The organism is Bradyrhizobium sp. USDA 376 (assembly GCF_054063675.1).
Window position 1 is genome coordinate 333,878 of the sequence record NZ_JBSSGN010000001.1, and the last position, 16,885, is coordinate 350,762.

The following is a 16,885-nucleotide window of genomic DNA, read 5'->3' on the forward strand; positions in this document are numbered from 1 at the left end:
TATATTTTCCGCGCTCCACGACCGAGATCACTCCCCTGCAAGCATCGACGCCCACAGATCATCCTAGAGCGCGCTTCAGGAAGATTAGCAACTTGCATGCCGTGGCGAGGATGATGCGAATGCAACCACAGTACACCGAGTAGGCGCAGCGATAGCGTTGGCACTTGCAAGACAGCAATGATGAGCTTGTTGGCAAAGCGACAGATGCGTCGCCATTCTCACTCGGGGCTCCATCTCGTGTGCTTTTCACTCTCGCGGGGCTCGCCCCGATCCAGCTCATCTGAACGGGCTTTCGCGCGCTGCCGCTCTCAATTGGCCCGATCCGAACTGGGGAAGCCGGACATCATAAGGCCAATACTAGGGCAACACGCGTCCGAATATGACAGGCAGCAATGAGGGCCAAAGATGATGGTGCAATCGCCTTGTCCCGACTGGCTGAGTAAACCCCGCCTCATCAATGCCGTCGCGGCGGGCCGACGTTTGCTGATCTTGATATGCTGCGCCGCAGCCAGTCGACCCCCAAAGCCCCGAGACAGCGCCGACTTACCGGCGAATAAGCCGACCGATGCATCTGGTGTGCTCAGCACATCGCATTTTCAATTCCCTGATGCCAGGACGAGAGAGACGACAATGATCTCGGTCCCCAGGGCGGGCGCCAAGGTCCGCGAGAGTAACCTTTGCATCCGCCGCATCGACAGCGCTCATCTCCGTGAGCGCTTCATGGATCGTCGCCGCTCTCATCCCGCTTCTTCGCGTCGATTGTGATCGGTAACCGTGTGTCGCTCGCCATCTCGGGCAAATCGAGCACCCAACCGTTAGCGACTTTGATCCAGCCGCCCCATAGGGTCTCGTACTCGGAGGCCACGATTGACTCTTCGATATCCTTTTTTGGCACGTAGATTGACAAGCCCGTGTCCGGAGAGCGGCGGATCATGATTTTCACGAGGTCTGCTCCCTGACCGTGGCGCGGGAGCTGGCGCGCATGCGAGTCACGATATCTGACACAGCGCACACGGCCTCATCGACTTCGGCGAGGGAGGTTTCGCGCGAAAGAGAAAAGCGCACGGCGCCGTGCATCCGCCACGCAGGCACCTGCATGGCACGCAGAACATGCGATGGCTGCATTGAGCCCGACCTGCAGGCTGACCCGAGCGATACGGCGATGCCCGCCCGGTTAAGACGGTGGGCAATCGCTTCACCTTCGAGATGGTCGAAGGCAATATTAGTCGTATTCGCCAAACGATTGCGAATGTCGCCAAGCACAACGCACTCGCCATTGCGCAAAATTCCCTGCTCAAGGCGGTCACGTAACGCGCCAATGCGGATGCGCTCGGGTTCAAGCCGCTCCGCCGCAAGTTCGGCAGCTTTTCCTAGTCCGACGATTCCGGGAATATTCTCGGTCCCAGCGCGCCGCCCTCGTTCCTGTGATCCGCCGCAGATCAGCGGCTGGAATTTTGTCCCTTTACGCAAATATAACGCACCTACCCCCTTCGGGCCGTGCAGTTTGTGCGCGGATAGTGAAAGCATGTCGATCGTGCTGTCCTTTAGGTTTAAGCGTACTTTACCAATGGCCTGCACCGCATCTGTGTGAAATAGCGCTCCCGCCTCACGGGTCCACCCGGCCAGACACTTCACGGGAAATATCGTTCCGGTCTCGTTATTGGCCCACATAACCGAGGCAATCGCTGTGCGTGGCCCAAGCGCGCAGCGAAACGCCTCGATGTCGAGCCGGCCGCAAGCATCTACGGCAATAATGCGCGTCTTGACTCCCCTTGCCGCCAATTGCTCCGTTAGCGCAAGTACGGCGGAGTGCTCAACCGAAGTGGTGACAACCTCGTCTCGACCTTCCTGGGTTGCAAGTGCCGAGAGGATTGCGGCATTATTGGCTTCGGTCCCTCCCGAGGTGAAGACGATTTCGTGATCGTATGCACTACCTAGCAGGCCGCTCAAGCTTCTCCGTGCCTGCCTCACCGCAATTGCGGCCTCGTTGCCAAAGGCATGCGCGGACGAGGCATTGCCGAATTGCTCAGTGAAGAAAGGCAACATGGTTTGCACGACGGATGGATCAGTTCGCGTCGTTGCATTGTTATCGAGGTAAATCGGCGCTCGATTCTCGCTCACTGCACCACCCCGCCTGCAGCAACAACGAGGACCAGGCGATCCAAACCTCCGATCTTACCTACCAGGTGCCCCTGAATCCCTTCTAGACTCACGCTCGGAAGCTTGTACGGCTTGCCAGCATTGTCGAGCCGCGCCAAGAGCATGCTGCTATCGTGCCGATCAGCTAACAGGCGCCAGCTTCGGCTTGGCGATTGGGTCCGATCTCTTCGTTCGCGCAGCGAACGGGACCCTCTCGCATCGTGGGGATCGACGAGTTCTTCAGTCGGTCTGGTTCGGCCGGTGTGGTTCATTGCCCTTTCCTTATCGCCTGATCAATGTTTCCATCAGCCGAATGATTTTCCACAGGAGCAGTTGGTGGCCGCGTTCGGGTTATGAAAGGTAAAGCCAGAGCTCTCCGGTGCCAGCACGAAATCGATGGTTGTGCCGGCCAGATGCTCTCGGCTCTTGCTATCGACAAACACCTTGAGCCCATCGCAGTCGATCACGGTGTCGTCAGGCTTTGGCTCATCGGCGATGCCCATCTTGTATTTGAATCCATTGCAGCCGCCTGCTTCGATCATGACGCGCAGACCACCCGCCCGCCGCTCCGAAGATGAAATCGCGCTCTTGATTGCATTGACTGCGCTATCGGTCAGGTTGATCACGTCTTTGCCTCGTCAGCTTAGGCCCAGCTAAGAGCAAGTCACGTGCCAGCGCGCAGACGCCTGATGATGCTCATTTCCGCGCCCCTTGGCTGGCAACGGATGTCGGGTTCCTGACAAGGCACGTAAGGCGGTGCCAGCCACCGGCGCGTTTTCTTTCCGAGCTTCACTGAACGCCGCCACGCAGGCGACGGCAGGCAATTTGCATCGCATCTGGCTCCGACAACGCGTCGGTGAAGAGCATAGATCAAGGACAGATTTAATGACCGCTATCGAGAACACTGCACTCGGCAGACTTGAGAAGGAGAGCCGCCTTCTCAACGCCGTATTCAAAGGCGCGACCACCAAGCCGGGTCGGTTCGGCTTTCGCGGCGACGTCGCACTAAAGTTCCAGACTCAGGTCGCGGACGAGAAACGACCGCCAGACTATTCCATTGAGCAGGTTCTGACGATCGCCCAAAACGGAGAACGCACTATCCCCGTGCTGGCCGGCTACCTACATTCCTTCGCGTATCTTGTTGACGTCGCGACCGTCCTCGACGGTGCCTTGAGCCCAATCGGCAGCTATTTCATTTTCTGCAACAACATCGATTTGCTGGCGAAGTATCGAGTTAAGCTCGGCGATATTAACTTCCACGTCTTACCCTGCGATGAATCCACGGTTTGGAAGGAGATGATGGACTTGGTCGGGCTGAACAAGGACGACATCAAGAAGCTCGATCCGGCCGGCAAGCTTGATTACCTCCTCGATGCCACAAGGGATCTCGATCTATCCTATGAGGAAATCTCGTATGACGACGGACTAAAGAGGATGGAGGCTGTGAAAAACCGCAACGAGAACCGCCCGGTCTGAGGGCGGTCTTCAGTTGTTGGCTCATGCATCGTCCTCCGCGAGATGCACACCGACGGCGCAGATGTCGCCATCCACAACTACCAACGCGATCGGCGTAAGCGCTCTACCTTGACATGGACCTTCGACGCACCGCCCGGTGCCGAGTTCGAAGGTCGAACCGTGCTTGCCGCACATCAGCCGGATACCGTTTGGATCGAGGAATTCGTTCTGCTCCCAGTCCAAATTGACGCTGTGGTGCGGGCATTTATTGACATAGCCAAGCACCTTCTTGCCCCATCGCACCACAATGATGGGCCACGGCCGGTGATTGCCGTCATCTTCGAGGACCATAAGATGAAATCCGATGGCCTGGCGGCTCGGAATGTCGTTAAAGCTGCAAATCGCATAGACGAGAGTTGGCTGCATAGGTTGCTCTTGCAAGACTTAATTGTCGCTGTGCAATTGCCCCTGCAATAACCGTACGAGCGCCGAAACGAATCGTGTCTGGTCATCCGACGCGCAAACTTGGCTATTTCAGCAGATCTCGTTGCACAGCGGCGTATATTTCAGACAAAGGAACATTGAGCCTTCTCGTTCCCTCCGTGCTAGCTGCAGAACTGCTGCTCCGCGCTCCGGGCTTGCCGGACGGCCAAACGCGGCGGATGTCGCTGCTGCTCGTTAATGGCCACGCCGCATAGCGGGGCCACGGTGCCCTCCGATGGCGTATGTCTCACGGCGTCGCGGCCTTCGCAGAAGAGCCATGTGCTCGCTTCCAGCCGGCGCAGGGCGCGCGCAGCGAGCGCGCGCCCCCTTTGAACTAAGACTGTTGCGCCCGCGCTTTGAACGGTCAAACGCCCATCACTTCAGGTTCGGTGTTGCTATTGCAGCCACCTTACTCCATGCGCGTTCGGCAACATGCACTTCAAGCAAGGTGACGGCTCATCGTGCAACAATTCGCTTTCGAAACTGAGTGTCGATATCACTGCTCTCAGCTTTCGAAAAATGGCTCAGGGTCGCCGTTGCGTTACTCCATGCTTAGCCCCGTGAAGACGCGCTCCAAATAGACTGACGGATCATCTTCGTCAGAATAGTCCGCCTGGACCGTCGATTCAGCGGCGGCATCATCATCCTCCACCTTACTAAGGTACTTCGTAGGCTTGCCTACTCGCTGCCACTGGTCGTTCTCATTCTTCGTCCACACCTCGGGATGCTGGTGAGGATCAAGCACCCAGTGATTTCGCCCCACATGAACAAAACCCATTTCTGCTAGGCGGGGTTCCATGCCGGGCAAGCCTGGTTTTGACAAGATCAAGGGATCATCACCATCCTCTCTCAGCTGGTGCTCAAGCAAAATATCGCCCGCGTTCTCAACCAGGGGATGAGTGACCCGAAGGTCCACCACGGACGTGAGATCGTTGCGCCCAAACTTTTCCCGGAAGGTCTCCCCCTTGATCCGAACCGGACCTCCTGCTCTCAACAGGCCAACTGTTTCGTCACCCAATTGATAGCTGAAGAAGCGCACGGGCCTGGCTGGATCATAGTGAGTGGCGCTATAGCTGCCAGCAACCGTTGCTGCCCGCTCAGCTTTCTTTGATACGAAGTCTGAGTACTCTTGCGGATTAATGGCTGCGCGTTTCGCGGGATCGTGAGCGCGGATTTCAGGGGATCGTGAGCAGAGATTTCAGACGATCGTGAGCAACGATTTCGCGGGATCGTGAGCAAGGCTTTCGGAGCCTTGCAGCGCTTCGGCCGACAACTCAACCGGCTTAGGGATGACCTCGTGGTTAACGAGGAAGTCCAATGCCTACCCAGAGATTGTCGATGCGCCGGATCAAGGAAGTCCTTCGGTTAAAACATTTTCAAGGCCTGCCAGAGCGGGCCATCGCGCGGAGCGTGGGCGTCAGCAACGGCGTTGTGCACAGCTACCTGAGCCGCGCCCGCTCTGCTGGGTTGAGCTGGCCGCTTCCGGAGGGAATGACCGATGAAGACCTGGAGCTTTTGCTTTTCCCGGCCCCACGACCAGCGTCTCAGAGCCCGCAGCGGCCGGTGCCCGACTGGAGCTACATCGATAAAGAGCTCCGCCGGCGCAACGTAACCCGTCGCCTGCTCTGGGAGGAGTATCGCGCCGTTAATCCCGACGGTTTCGGGTACACGTGGTTCTGCACTACCTACGAGGCCTGGAAGGGGCGGGTCCGACCTTCGATGCGGCAGATTCATCTGGGCGGCGAGAAGGTGTTCGTGGATTTCGCCGGCGACACCATCGACATCGTCGATCCCCTGACCGGGGAAGTGCAGCCGATGAAGCTGTTCGTCGCGGCGATGGGCGCTTCGAACTACACCTACGCCGAGGCCTGCCCCAGCGAGAGCTTGGCCGACTGGATCCGGGCCCACGTCAACTTGTTCACGTTTTTGAGCGGAACGCCGACGTTCGTGGTCTGCGACAACCTCAAAGCCGCCGTCAGCAACCCCGACCGCTACGATCCCGGCCTCAATCGCACTTATGCCGAGATGGCGAGCCATTACGGCACGGCCATTCTCGCCGCACGGCCGCGGCGCCCAAAAGACAAGGCGAAGGTCGAGGTCGCGGTGCAAATCGCCCAGCGCTGGATTCTGGCCCGGCTGCGCAATCAGCGCTTCTTTTCCCGGGCCGAGCTCAACGCCGCCATCAAGACACTCGTCGACGAACTCAATGCTCGTCAAATGCGTGGCTTCGGCTCAAGCCGCGCCGAACTGTTTGCCGAACTCGACAAACCCAAGCTAACCCCGCTGCCAGATCAGCCTTATGCCTTCGCACGCTGGAAGCGCTGCCGCCTCGCTCCCGATTATCATGTCGAGGTCGACGGCCATTGGTACTCCGCGCCGTATCGTCTGATTGGCGAGCTGGTCGATGCCCGTATCGACGATCGGACGGTCGAGATCTTCCACAAGGGCCAGCGGATCGCCAGCCATGCCCGCGCGCCCAACCGACGCGGACACACCACCATCGCCGACCACATGCCCAGCGCCCATCGCCGCTACGGCAAATGGACCCCCGCCGCGGTGATCGCCGCCGGCGAGCGGATCGGTCCTTCGACAGCAGCGTTTTTCCAGGCCGTGATCGACGCCCGGCCCCATCCAGAACAAGGCTTTCGAACCTGCCTTGGCATTCTGGCGCTCGTCAAAAGCTACGGCGCCGAACGCCTCGACGCAGCCTGCCGGAGGGGCATCCTCATCAAGGCGCGCTCCGTCGCCTCGATTAGATCGATCCTCCAGAACGGCCTCGATCGCACGTTCTTCGACGAATCTTTCGAGCACCAGCCCCTGCGCCACGGCAACATCCGCGGACGCGACTACTTCCACTGAAGCAAGGAGAGACCCGGCATGCTTAACCACCCAACCCACGAACGGCTGATCGAGCTTGGCCTGACCGGAATGGCCAAGGCCTTCGAGGAGCAGCGCCGATCGCCCGATCTCGAAGCCCTGCCGTTCGAAGATCGCATCGGCCTGTTGGTCGACCGCGAAGCCGCCGAACGCGACACCAGGCGGCTCACCACGCGCCTCAAGATCGCCGCACTGCGCCAGACTGCTTGCGTCGAGGACGTCGATCTGCGCACCCCGCGGGGCATCGACCGCGCCGTTTTCGCCAAACTCGTCGAAGGTCGCTGGATCGATCGCCACGAGAATTTGCTCGTCACCGGGGCAACCGGCCTGGGCAAAAGTTGGTTAGCCTGCGCGCTCGGCCACAAGGCCTGCCGCGACAACCGATCAGTCCTCTATCATCGCGTTCCAAGGCTGTTCGAGGCGCTCGCGCTCGCGCGCGGAGACGGACGTTACGCTCGGCTCCTCAAAAGCCTCGGCCGCGCTCAGCTTCTGATTTTGGATGATTGGGGACTATCGGTGCTCACCGCCGCGGAACGCCGCGATCTGCTCGAAATCCTCGAGGACCGCCATGGCCGCGCATCCACCATCGTCACAAGTCAGCTCCCCGTGGACACCTGGCATGGAGCCATTGGGGACCCCACGGTCGCCGACGCCATTCTCGATCGCCTCGTCCACAACGCCCACCGCCTCCAGCTCACCGGAGAAAGCATGCGAAAACGCAGCGCCAAAACCATCACCCTTGACGGCCAACCAGAACACTGACTCTATCTCCCATCGGCCGTAGCGGGCTGCTCACGATCGTCTGAATTCAGTGCTCACGATCGCGCGAAATCGATGCTCACGATCCGTGAAATCCGCATTAATGGCGATGTTCATGATGTCGCGGCCCAAAAATCTCCGCAGCCCTCGATCGAAGGAACGCTGGTCGATCTCAACAATGGGCGGACCGGAATTCAGATAGTACGCCCTTGTTTCAGATGACGACCCGCCTGGCTCCATACCTGCAAGTGTTTCCGCAAAGCGGGGGCTATCTCCCGGTTCATCAACTTGATTAGCGCTTGTGGATTGGCTGGATGAGCCAACGACTCTGCCATACATCAGATCGCTCTCCTATCGGCAACATTGCACGCGATTGAGCTCATGCCGCGCAAGCTCGCGTTCATAATATACAACCTAACTGACCACAACCTGACCTAAGCATCTGCCGGCGCTCGGAGGCTGCGGCTGCGCAATCCGCAAGCGAGTCACGCACCCGCTGGCCAGCAATCGCAGGCTGATGGCGTGCGATATTGTCCGCGCTTGATCATCAAAAATGTGACGTTCAACGGCGCAGATCTGCAGCACCGCCCTTTACTTTCGGTCGTCGCTGCCATTGACCAATGCAGCCGTCTATCGAGGATCGGCGGCGTGCGCGCAGAATTGCTGCCCGGTGCTTTTGTCGCGGCGTCCGCGACTCGCACGTGCTATTGCACTGTCATCCAATTCGGAGCAGCACCATCCGGTCCCAGGATAGAATCGCGAAGACACAGGTGCCACCATCACATGCGCTTCAACGCGATCGGCGGCTATGATCGGCCGGACAATTGTAAAACCCGTGGACCGCGGCAGACTTTCGCTCCTGCCGATCCCGCAACCGAAGGCCACAGGATAGGATGAGCACGACTGGCTCCGAAGGAAGTGCCTATTCGGAAAACCGACTAGACGACCACGACGGTAATATGATCGCCCGCCCAAGGCCAAGTCGCTTTTCGAAAAAAACGCGGATCCTGCGATACGAGCGAGACTTGCAAGCAGGCGCCAGACAGCCGGTATGGCTTGCCTCGGGGCTGAGCAGCATTCGGCCATGCGCATCTCCGCTCGTTCCGTCTTGCCATTCAGGGAAAAAATCGGGCCATTCGGGCCGGCTGGCACGAGTCTCCGTTGCGGATTGACCTGATCCAGCGGGGCCTCCCTCCACGCGCTGCGGCGAACGGGAGATAGATCCCCTTCGCTCATGCAGCTGCGGCTGGGACGTGGGTCTGGCAGCTGGCCGGGCAAACCCTATCGCACGCACCGCAGCCGATGCAGGCGCCCTGATCGTTCAGAACCATAATCTTTTTTTCGACTTCATCGTCCGCGTCATTGTCAAGGTTGACGAGTTCGCCCTCCTCGTTGATGCCTTTCAAAGTCATGACATCTTGACCGCACACCTTGAAACAGCGGCCACAGCCGATGCACTTCTTGGCATCGATCGAGGCTAGGTATTGTGGCATCCAGTCGCGGCCGTCTCGCGTTGCAAATGACATGCATTGCCCTTCAAGTATTTTCCAGCTCTTTTAGCTCGCGACTCTTGCGCTCCAGTTCGACATAGACATCGTACGCCTTCTGCGCCACCGCCATAATCGACGTCCAGTTGATGGGCAATTCTTCCGAAAGGTCGTGCAGATCCATCTTGGCCTGTATCGCCTTGGCGGACACTTTCTTTAGTTCGGCCTTCAGTATTTCACTGATCGCCCATGAGTGAGTATCCTCAATAGTTAGCCACGTCTGGAAATTTCCGAATCAGGCCAATTCCCTCGCTGACATATCTATCCCCCTCTTGAGCCAGCTTGACGCAATTATCGAATCCCAAGCGATGCACGTCGCGCAGCTGCTTGTTTACGGCGACCAACCGCCCTGCGATGAGCACTATGCGCCCGAAGCCTTCATGATGCAGCTTCAGGATCGGCTGAACCATAATGCCGGTCTCCCTCTCTACTGACAGGCCGACCGCATTGAAGAACAACTCAAGCCGCCATAGTGTATTGGGATCGGGATCACCGATGATCGGCAATGCGCGTCGTCTCTCCCTGTTCAGGATATAGGGTTCGAGCAGATCAAGGTCGCTCTTCCCTTCCCAGGCTTCATTGGTATCCTGGGCGCGCCAAAGCTTGACTAACTCGATTAGAAATGGTGCGTCGACGACGCTGCCCTGCTGCGCTATTTTTGCGGTCATATCATCTCATTCGTCGAACTCAAACGATCGCGGTTGGTCCTTTGCAAGGACCTTGCGCAGCCAGGGAGGTGGCGTGCCCTTCAGCACCGACTCGAGCTTTTCCAGCAACACGTGAATGCTTTCCGGTTTGCTCACCTTGATAGGATGAATTTTGCTGGCCACCACTCGCGCAGCCGCGGCACCACCAATGGCCGCGACGTATAGGATGGCGCAATCCTTGATCGCCTGGATCTTTGGCGCCAACTTGTCACCACTGCCGTCCTCCTCAAGATCGCCCTCAAACTCGATAGCTTTAAGAAAGACATGCCCGCTGGGCGCGACATCGTAGATTGCAATATTCTTTGCCCAGCCAAAATGAGCATCGACGCGTCTCAGATCCTGAGTGGCAAAAGCGACCTTCATGCAATTGACCTTTCAGGCGCGCCAGTGGAGCGGCGATGCCCCACGTGTTGTGGCAGTCCGGGCGTGGTCCGCCACCTATCGGGTGTAGGTCGGTCATTCTCGTCGCGATGCGCGATCACGAGATTGGCGATTTGGAAGATCACATTGCGGGTACCACGATAGCCGACGGATACTTGGTGGCCCGCGCCAAGCCGATCGAATATCGGAAAACCTACGCGATAGAACGGCACTTTCAGCCGCCCCGCCGCTTGCCTTCCATGCGAATGCGTGATCAGCAGATCGCAATGCTTTTCTTTTGCAAATCCTTCCAGATCTTCGAGGTCACCAATGAGAACCTCCTTGGTCCTGATTCGCTCGATCACCTCAGACTGAGTGGTCGTCACGGCGACGGTCACCTGCGCGCCCATATCGTGCAGCATGCCGGATAAATCGAACAGAAGGTCTGGCTCGGCACCGATCGCGACTTTGCGGCCGCCAATATGGAAGTGCGCGTCCAACATAGCATCGGCGAGCTGACTGCGCTGGCGTCGATATTTCGAGGGTATCGGGCGCCCGCTAATCTCGCTCAAAAACATCATGAAATCGTCGTTTGGATGAAGACCACACAGTCGCTCGAACACACGAAAAGGCACCCCGGTTTTAGTCTGCATGACCTCAGCCGCGCGCTGCATCTGCGCACCGATTGCAATGGTCCACCCTGCGCGCCCCATGCTCGCGATCTCGTCGACGTCAATGCCGCCGATGGTCGTTGACGTAAACTCATCGGGGATATGCCCGTCGAGCGATCCCGCCAAGTCAGGGAGAAAGGAGGGGTACAATCCGAAATCCTCCAGCAAGGCACGGAGTTCATCAAGGTCGCCGGGCGTCAGGTGACACCCCGGTAGAACATTTACCTTCGAGGGGTCCCGCAGGCCATTGGCACTTGGCCGGTCCACCAGCACCTCCACCATGCGTGCAACTGCCTTCTCCCACCCATCCTGGAACGCGCCCTTGAAATCAGGCGTTGATACATATACGAGCGGCAACTTTGTGAGTTGCGGATACGCACTCCGGATTAGTTTGAGGTACGCTTCCACATCGTCGCCGTTGGTCTCGGTGACACCGGTCGAGCAGATTCCGATGATCTTCGGCTTAGCGCGCTTGGAGATGTTAAGTATCGCCTGCTCCAAATTTTCATATCCGCCGAGTACGGTCGCGACCTCGCTCATCGCGGTGGTCTGCAGCGGTATTGCTTCTTTGAAGTGCCGGACAAAGAGCGTGAGACCGAAGGATGTGCACCCCTGTGAGCCGTGCAGAAGCGGCATCGCACCGCGCAGCCCCATGAAGGCGTATGCGCCGCCGATCGGCTGGCTCATCTTCAGCGGGTTGACAACGCAGGCTTTTGTCGGCGCCGTGACCAGGGCCATGGCGACTCCCTACTCTGCGGCCTGTCGCATATCAGATGGCTCGGACATCAACATATCTTCGATGCGTCCTTGACAGCAGCCACCGGCCGCATTGGTATGCTCTCGGACCGCTGCGACGCTCCTCAAGCCGTGCACGGAGATTGCGTCCTCAATCGTGCCCAGATCAACCCTGTTACACACGCAGATATTCCTCGCGCGGCGCGCTGTTTCGGCGAGGACCGGATCGCCGGCGATCGCGGCCATGGACTGCATCTGCTCCCGCGCTTTGGCCAAAGCCTCCCATGGCGCTGGCCGACGTAGCTGCTCCCACATCGGGCTTGAGAGCGAATTATCGATCTCCTCCACCAGCTTGACTATTCCGGCATAGCCCATATAGGCGTGGCAACGCTCCTGGTTGATATCGACCCATGGCACCGCCGCCTTCAGCGCGACAAATTGCGACTTGCCGCCCGATAGCATGATGTCCGCTTCTGCGTCCTTCAACATCTTGTACATTTCGCGCGCAGTCATGTCGTCGATCATGTGGGCATCCTGCCCCATGAGCTCCTTGATGCGCTCCTTGTCTTCCATGGTCGATTTCTTCACACTGGTTCCGACTAATTCCAGCCCGGCTTCCTGGAGCGCCGAGACGACCGACCATGACTTGACACCGCCGGTCATTAACAAGGCCCTTTTGCCTTCCAGTCGCGGCTTGTACGGCTGGATGGCAGCCCACGCCCGCGCTTCCTCGCGCGCGATCACCGCTTCGGTGCGCCCGAGCAGATCTGCCGGGGCGCCGCGCTCAACCAATAAGCGGGCGATCTGGCGTAGCGATTCGCTTGAATCCTGAATACCGTAGAACGACCCCTCGAAGAATGGGATCCCGTAACGTTGCTCCATCTTGCGTGCCACGTTGATCATGGATTTTGAGCACACCAACATTGCCGCCCGCGCGCGATGAGATGAAGCGACTTCGCGGTATTTGCCATCGCCCGAAATGCAGCAGAGAATTCGCACTCCAAGCTCGTCTAACACTGGCTTCACCTGCCAGAGCTCTCCTGAAAGGTTGTATTCTCCGATCAGATTGATGTCGTACGGCGTGGTGTAGTCCGGTTCTCGCGTGCCGATCACGTAGTCGAGCAAGGCTTCGCCCGCGAGCTTGTTACCGAGGTTTTTCGAACCGGCGAAGCCCGGAGAATTGATCGGGATCACCGGTTTTGAGAATCTTCGCGACGCTGCCTTGCAGACTGCATTGATGTCATCGCCGATCATCGCCGGGATGCAGGTTTGATAGACGAAGATTGCGGGCGGATCGCACTTGTCGATGATCTCCTTGATCGCTTTGCACAGCCGCTTCTCGCCTCCGAATACAATATCGGTTTCGCTCAAATCGGTTGTGAAAGCGGTACGCCACAAATCCGAGCCGGACGACGCCGCGCCGCGATTGTCCCAGGAATTACCTTCGCACGCGATCGGGCCATGTACCAAGTGAGCGACATCGGTGAACGGCTGCAGCGCAACCTTCGCGCCGTCGAAAGCACAGCCACCCGCAGCGCTACCCGGCTGCAACTGTCTGGTACAGCCGTTCCTGCGTTCCGCCTCAGACTTACTGCCATTCTTGGCGCAGCCCGGCTCGTCGAAGATATCCTGGACCGTGGCCGCCAGTGAACTCATCCTGCTTCCTCTCAGGGCAACAAATTGTAAACTCAACCGTTATGTGCTCGTGCCATCGTCCAGTCCTGGACGATGGCACGTGTAGTTGCTCATCAACGAATGATGTCGAAGCTGTAGTCGGTTTTGCCAAGAATGTTGGTCTTGTTGTCGATCTCGTCGAAGATCTTGTCCAGGATCTTGACCAGCACATTCAGACCGCCCTGATAGCCCCATATGGGGGAGCGGTGATGGTGATGCCGGTCGAAAATCGGAAAGCCGATGCGGATCAGTGGCGTTGCGGTATCACGCTCCAGATACTTCCCATAGGTGTTGCCAATCAGAAAATCGACCGGCTCGGTGAACAAGAGTGAACGCATGTGCCAGAGATCCCGCCCCGGATAGACTTGGCAGCCCTGTCCAAATGGCGAGCTTGCAAGCAGCGCCTGCATTTTCTCCTGCCACGCTTTGTTGCCATTGGTGGACAGCACATGGGTCGGCTCGGCGCCGAGTTCGAGCAGAAACGCAGCCAATCCATAGCAAAGATCCGGATCGCCATAGATCGCGAACTTTTTGCCATGAACATGAGCGCTTGAGTCGGCAATGGCATCAACCAAGCGGCCACGTTCTCGCGCGAGTTGCTCCGGAATCTCCTTGCCGCTGATGCGTGACAGCGCGACGATAAAGTCATCCGTTGCTGATAAGCCTACCGGGTAGTTGAAGGATAGAACGTCCTGGCCATGCTCTGCCGCAAATGACAGCGTTTTTTCCGTGCACCATTGCTGCATGGAGATGGTCGCCTTGGCGTGAATCGCGTTCGCCGCATCCTTCAGCGTCGTACCACCGTCATACATCCGGAATTCGCCGTCTGTCGGAGTGTCGAACACTTCAGAATTGTCGGCGAGAACTGTGTGCTGGATGCCCATCAATTCCAAGATGCGCTTAATCTCGCGAAGGTTCCCGACGGTATATCCATCGAACCCGCCAATGATGTTGATCGCTCCATTCGGTTTGCGCTCCAGCTTCGGCGCTGTTCCGGCCTTGCCGTCCCAAAAATGCTCCAGAATGCCTTTGAGGGCATTGTCGTAGCCGGTGACGTGACTGCCAACGAATGCGGGCGTGTGGGCGAACGGCACGTCGAAGTCTGCCGGAACCGAGCCCTTTTCTTTCGACGTCTTGATGAAGGCGTTCAGGTCATCGCCGATCACTTCGGCCATGCAGGTTGTGGAAACCGCAATCATCTTGGGCTTGTACATCTTGTAGCTGTTCGCGAGCCCGTCGGTCATGTTGTTCAGACCGCCGAATACGGCAGCATCTTCCGTCATTGACGAAGAGACACAGGAGCTAGGCTCCTTGAAGTGCCGCGACAAATGACTGCGGTAATAGGCCACACAGCCTTGGCTGCCGTGGACGAAGGGCAGCGTGCGCTCAAAGCCGACAGAGGCGAATACGGCGCCAAGCGGCTGACACGCCTTCGCCGGATTTACCGCCAGCGCCTCCCGCGCGAAGTTTTTTTCGCGATATTCGGCCGTTTTGGTCCATTCCTTGATACGTTCGACCTCGGCAGGATCGCGCGGATTCTCGAATATCTTCTTCTTCGCCAGCATTTGCTGGTATTCTGGACCGCGGAACAGTTCGACATGATCGAGCACGTGTTCGGCACTCTGCGGCATCGGTGAAATCCTTCACTATCAGATTGGAATCGCCCGGGCTTTCCCGGAGAGCGAGACGAGTTGCGTTATTCTGCAGCCTGGAGCTTGGCGCTCGGCGCTTCCTTCCAGGGAGCTTTCGTTCTTTTCCAAATTGGCGAGTTGACGGCCATGTCCATGTCGCGCGCGAAGATCGCAAAGCCGTCATAACCGTGATATGGACCCGAATAGTCCCACGAATGCATCTGCCGGAACGGCACACTCATCTTTTGGAAAACGTACTTTTCCTTGATGCCTGAGCCGACAAGATCAGGCTGGAGTTTTTCGACGAAGCGCTCGAACTCATAGCCATTGACGTCATCATAGATGAGGGTGCTGTCTTTCACGTAGTGCTGAGCTGTGCGCTGATAGTCGTCGTTGTGACCGAACTCGTAGCCAGTGCCAATGACGTCCATCCCGAGGTCCTCGTACGCGCCAATCACATGACGCGGACGAAGGCCGCCGACGTACAGCATCACCGTCTTGCCCTCGAGGCGCGGGCGATATTTTGCAATCACGGCGTCCACCAGCGGCTGATACTTCTCGATCACTCGCTCGGCGCCTTCCTTGATCTCGTCGTCAAAATAACCCGCAATCCTGCGCAGTGAGTCCGCGATCTTTGAAGGTCCGAAGAAGTTGTACTCGCACCAAGGGATGCCGAACTTCTCTTCCATGTGGCGTGAGATATAGTTCATGGAACGGTAGCAATGCAGAATGTTGAGCTTTGCCTTCGGCGTTGCTTCGAGCTCGGCCAGTGAACCGTCGCCGGACCACTGCGCGATTACCCGTAGTCCCATCTCTTCAAGCAGAATTCGCGACGACCAAGCATCGCCGCCGATATTGTAGTCTCCGATGATCGCAACATCGTATGGTGTCGGCTCGAACTTTGGTTTGCCCTCGGCCTCGATATGCCCGAAAATCCAATCGCGTACCGCATCGTTTGCAATGTGATGGCCTAGTGACTGCGACACACCCCGAAAGCCCTCACAACGGACCGGCACGATGGTCTTGCCTCCATATTCTTTGGATTTCGCCCTTGACACCGCCTCGATATCGTCACCGATCAACCCTACCGGGCACTCTGATTGTATCGTAATGCCGTTGTTGAGTGGAAACAGCTCTTGGATTTCATCAAGGATTTTGTCCAGTTTCTTGTCGCCGCCAAATACGATATCCTTTTCCTGGAAGTCGGAGGTGAACTGCAGAGTCACGAAGCTATCGATGCCCGTGGTGCCAACGTAATAGTTGCGCCGCGAGCCCCATGAATATTGGCCGCAGCCAACCGGGCCATGGCTGATATGAACCATGTCCTTGATTGGTCCCCAGACCACCCCCTTCGACCCTGCATAGGCGCACCCTCTTATCGTCATCACGCCGGGTATGGATTTGATGTTGGACTTCACCCCGCAGTCCGACTTACCTGCTTGGTGCACGTTGAGGTGCTTGGCACGCCTTTTCGCGGTTTTCTCCGGATAGACCTTCAGCACCTCCTCGATCAGCTCTTTGTTGCGAGCCCTGATTTCTGCGACGCTGTTGGTCGTGGCGAGACTCATCTGGTGTCCTTTAAAAGGTTAGCTGTTGGGAGGGCGGCTTCTTGATCCAAGACTTTGCAACCGGCATGCCAGGGTCTCATGAGCACTAAAACTAGAACAACAACAGTTTCTTAGCGCGACTTGTACGGTGACGGGCTGTTGTTGCGAATCCGACATCTCGCCTTTGCGAGGGACTCTTGGTTTGGCGGTGTTCGAAATGGAACAAGGCGGCCGCGCGTGAAATTCACGGCGGAGTTTTTGAGTTTATGCGCGACAGCAACGCTCTGCGGTGTAAGGCGG

Annotated in this window: 17 protein-coding genes; 3 read left to right on the top strand and 14 right to left on the bottom strand. The window is 57.8% G+C overall.

Annotated features, from left to right (window positions below; genetic code table 11):
- Window positions 1-718: 718 nt before the first annotated feature.
- The 3 genes from nifT to ACVJ19_RS01425 form a co-directional block, all read right to left on the bottom strand.
- Entirely contained in the window at window positions 719-943 is a 225-nt protein-coding gene (gene nifT / locus ACVJ19_RS01415; RefSeq protein ID WP_011084566.1) for a putative nitrogen fixation protein NifT, read from the bottom strand.
- Window positions 940-2,121, bottom strand: coding sequence for a cysteine desulfurase NifS (gene nifS, locus ACVJ19_RS01420; protein WP_011084565.1), 1,182 nt, complete (start codon window positions 2,119-2,121; stop codon window positions 940-942). The genes nifT and nifS overlap by 4 nt, the downstream gene beginning before the upstream one ends.
- A 323-nt stretch (window positions 2,122-2,444) precedes the next feature.
- Window positions 2,445-2,765: an iron-sulfur cluster assembly accessory protein gene (locus ACVJ19_RS01425; protein ID WP_011084564.1), complete on the bottom strand. Its 321-nt coding sequence runs from the start codon at window positions 2,763-2,765 to the stop codon at window positions 2,445-2,447.
- Between the two features lie 259 nt (window positions 2,766-3,024).
- Between ACVJ19_RS01425 and ACVJ19_RS01430 the strand changes: the two genes are divergently transcribed.
- A complete protein-coding gene (locus tag ACVJ19_RS01430) occupies window positions 3,025-3,615 on the top strand; it encodes a hypothetical protein (protein WP_014497969.1) in 591 nt (196 codons plus the stop codon).
- A 21-nt stretch (window positions 3,616-3,636) separates the two neighbouring features.
- On the opposite strand, the gene ACVJ19_RS01435 is transcribed toward ACVJ19_RS01430, so the two are convergent.
- Both ACVJ19_RS01435 and ACVJ19_RS01440 read right to left on the bottom strand, forming a co-directional pair.
- Entirely contained in the window at window positions 3,637-4,020 is a 384-nt protein-coding gene (locus tag ACVJ19_RS01435) for a Rieske (2Fe-2S) protein (RefSeq protein ID WP_011084562.1), read from the bottom strand.
- A 598-nt stretch (window positions 4,021-4,618) separates the two neighbouring features.
- Complete coding sequence (locus ACVJ19_RS01440) at window positions 4,619-5,116, bottom strand: hypothetical protein (protein ID WP_390894454.1); 498 nt, start codon at window positions 5,114-5,116, stop codon at window positions 4,619-4,621.
- A gap of 278 nt (window positions 5,117-5,394) precedes the next feature.
- Here ACVJ19_RS01440 and istA point away from each other — a divergent pair, with 278 nt between their 5' ends.
- Both istA and istB read left to right on the top strand, forming a co-directional pair.
- A complete protein-coding gene (gene istA / locus ACVJ19_RS01445; RefSeq protein WP_060907903.1) occupies window positions 5,395-6,936 on the top strand; it encodes an IS21-like element ISFK1 family transposase in 1,542 nt (513 codons plus the stop codon).
- 18 nt (window positions 6,937-6,954) lie between these two features.
- A complete protein-coding gene (istB, locus tag ACVJ19_RS01450; RefSeq protein ID WP_011090937.1) occupies window positions 6,955-7,716 on the top strand; it encodes an IS21-like element ISFK1 family helper ATPase IstB in 762 nt (253 codons plus the stop codon).
- A 30-nt stretch (window positions 7,717-7,746) separates the two neighbouring features.
- Here istB and ACVJ19_RS01455 read toward each other — a convergent pair whose 3' ends face one another.
- The 9 genes from ACVJ19_RS01455 to nifD form a co-directional block, all read right to left on the bottom strand.
- A complete protein-coding gene (locus tag ACVJ19_RS01455) occupies window positions 7,747-8,052 on the bottom strand; it encodes a hypothetical protein (RefSeq protein ID WP_453947812.1) in 306 nt (101 codons plus the stop codon).
- 893 nt (window positions 8,053-8,945) lie between these two features.
- On the bottom strand, window positions 8,946-9,239 hold the full coding sequence (gene fdxB / locus ACVJ19_RS01460) for a ferredoxin III, nif-specific (protein ID WP_011084559.1): 294 nt from the start codon (window positions 9,237-9,239) through the stop codon (window positions 8,946-8,948).
- A 10-nt stretch (window positions 9,240-9,249) separates the two neighbouring features.
- On the bottom strand, window positions 9,250-9,444 hold the full coding sequence (locus tag ACVJ19_RS01465) for a CCE_0567 family metalloprotein (protein WP_026312876.1): 195 nt from the start codon (window positions 9,442-9,444) through the stop codon (window positions 9,250-9,252).
- Between the two features lie 19 nt (window positions 9,445-9,463).
- Entirely contained in the window at window positions 9,464-9,928 is a 465-nt protein-coding gene (locus ACVJ19_RS01470) for a NifX-associated nitrogen fixation protein (RefSeq protein WP_011084557.1), read from the bottom strand.
- A gap of 6 nt (window positions 9,929-9,934) precedes the next feature.
- Window positions 9,935-10,330: a nitrogen fixation protein NifX gene (gene nifX, locus ACVJ19_RS01475; RefSeq protein WP_011084556.1), complete on the bottom strand. Its 396-nt coding sequence runs from the start codon at window positions 10,328-10,330 to the stop codon at window positions 9,935-9,937.
- The gene (nifN, locus tag ACVJ19_RS01480) at window positions 10,327-11,736 is read right to left on the bottom strand and encodes a nitrogenase iron-molybdenum cofactor biosynthesis protein NifN (protein WP_011084555.1); all 1,410 of its coding nucleotides are present in this window, start codon (window positions 11,734-11,736) and stop codon (window positions 10,327-10,329) included. The genes nifX and nifN overlap by 4 nt, the downstream gene beginning before the upstream one ends.
- A gap of 9 nt (window positions 11,737-11,745) precedes the next feature.
- On the bottom strand, window positions 11,746-13,389 hold the full coding sequence (gene nifE, locus ACVJ19_RS01485; protein WP_011084554.1) for a nitrogenase iron-molybdenum cofactor biosynthesis protein NifE: 1,644 nt from the start codon (window positions 13,387-13,389) through the stop codon (window positions 11,746-11,748).
- Window positions 13,390-13,481: 92 nt separating this feature from the next.
- Window positions 13,482-15,038 carry a nitrogenase molybdenum-iron protein subunit beta gene (gene nifK, locus ACVJ19_RS01490; RefSeq protein WP_011084553.1) on the bottom strand — a complete coding sequence of 519 codons (1,557 nt, stop codon included), beginning with the start codon at window positions 15,036-15,038 and terminating at the stop codon, window positions 13,482-13,484.
- A 65-nt stretch (window positions 15,039-15,103) separates the two neighbouring features.
- Window positions 15,104-16,606 (bottom strand): nitrogenase molybdenum-iron protein alpha chain, encoded by a 1,503-nt coding sequence (gene nifD, locus ACVJ19_RS01495; protein WP_018648292.1) that lies wholly within the window; start codon window positions 16,604-16,606, stop codon window positions 15,104-15,106.
- Window positions 16,607-16,885: the final 279 nt, after the last annotated feature.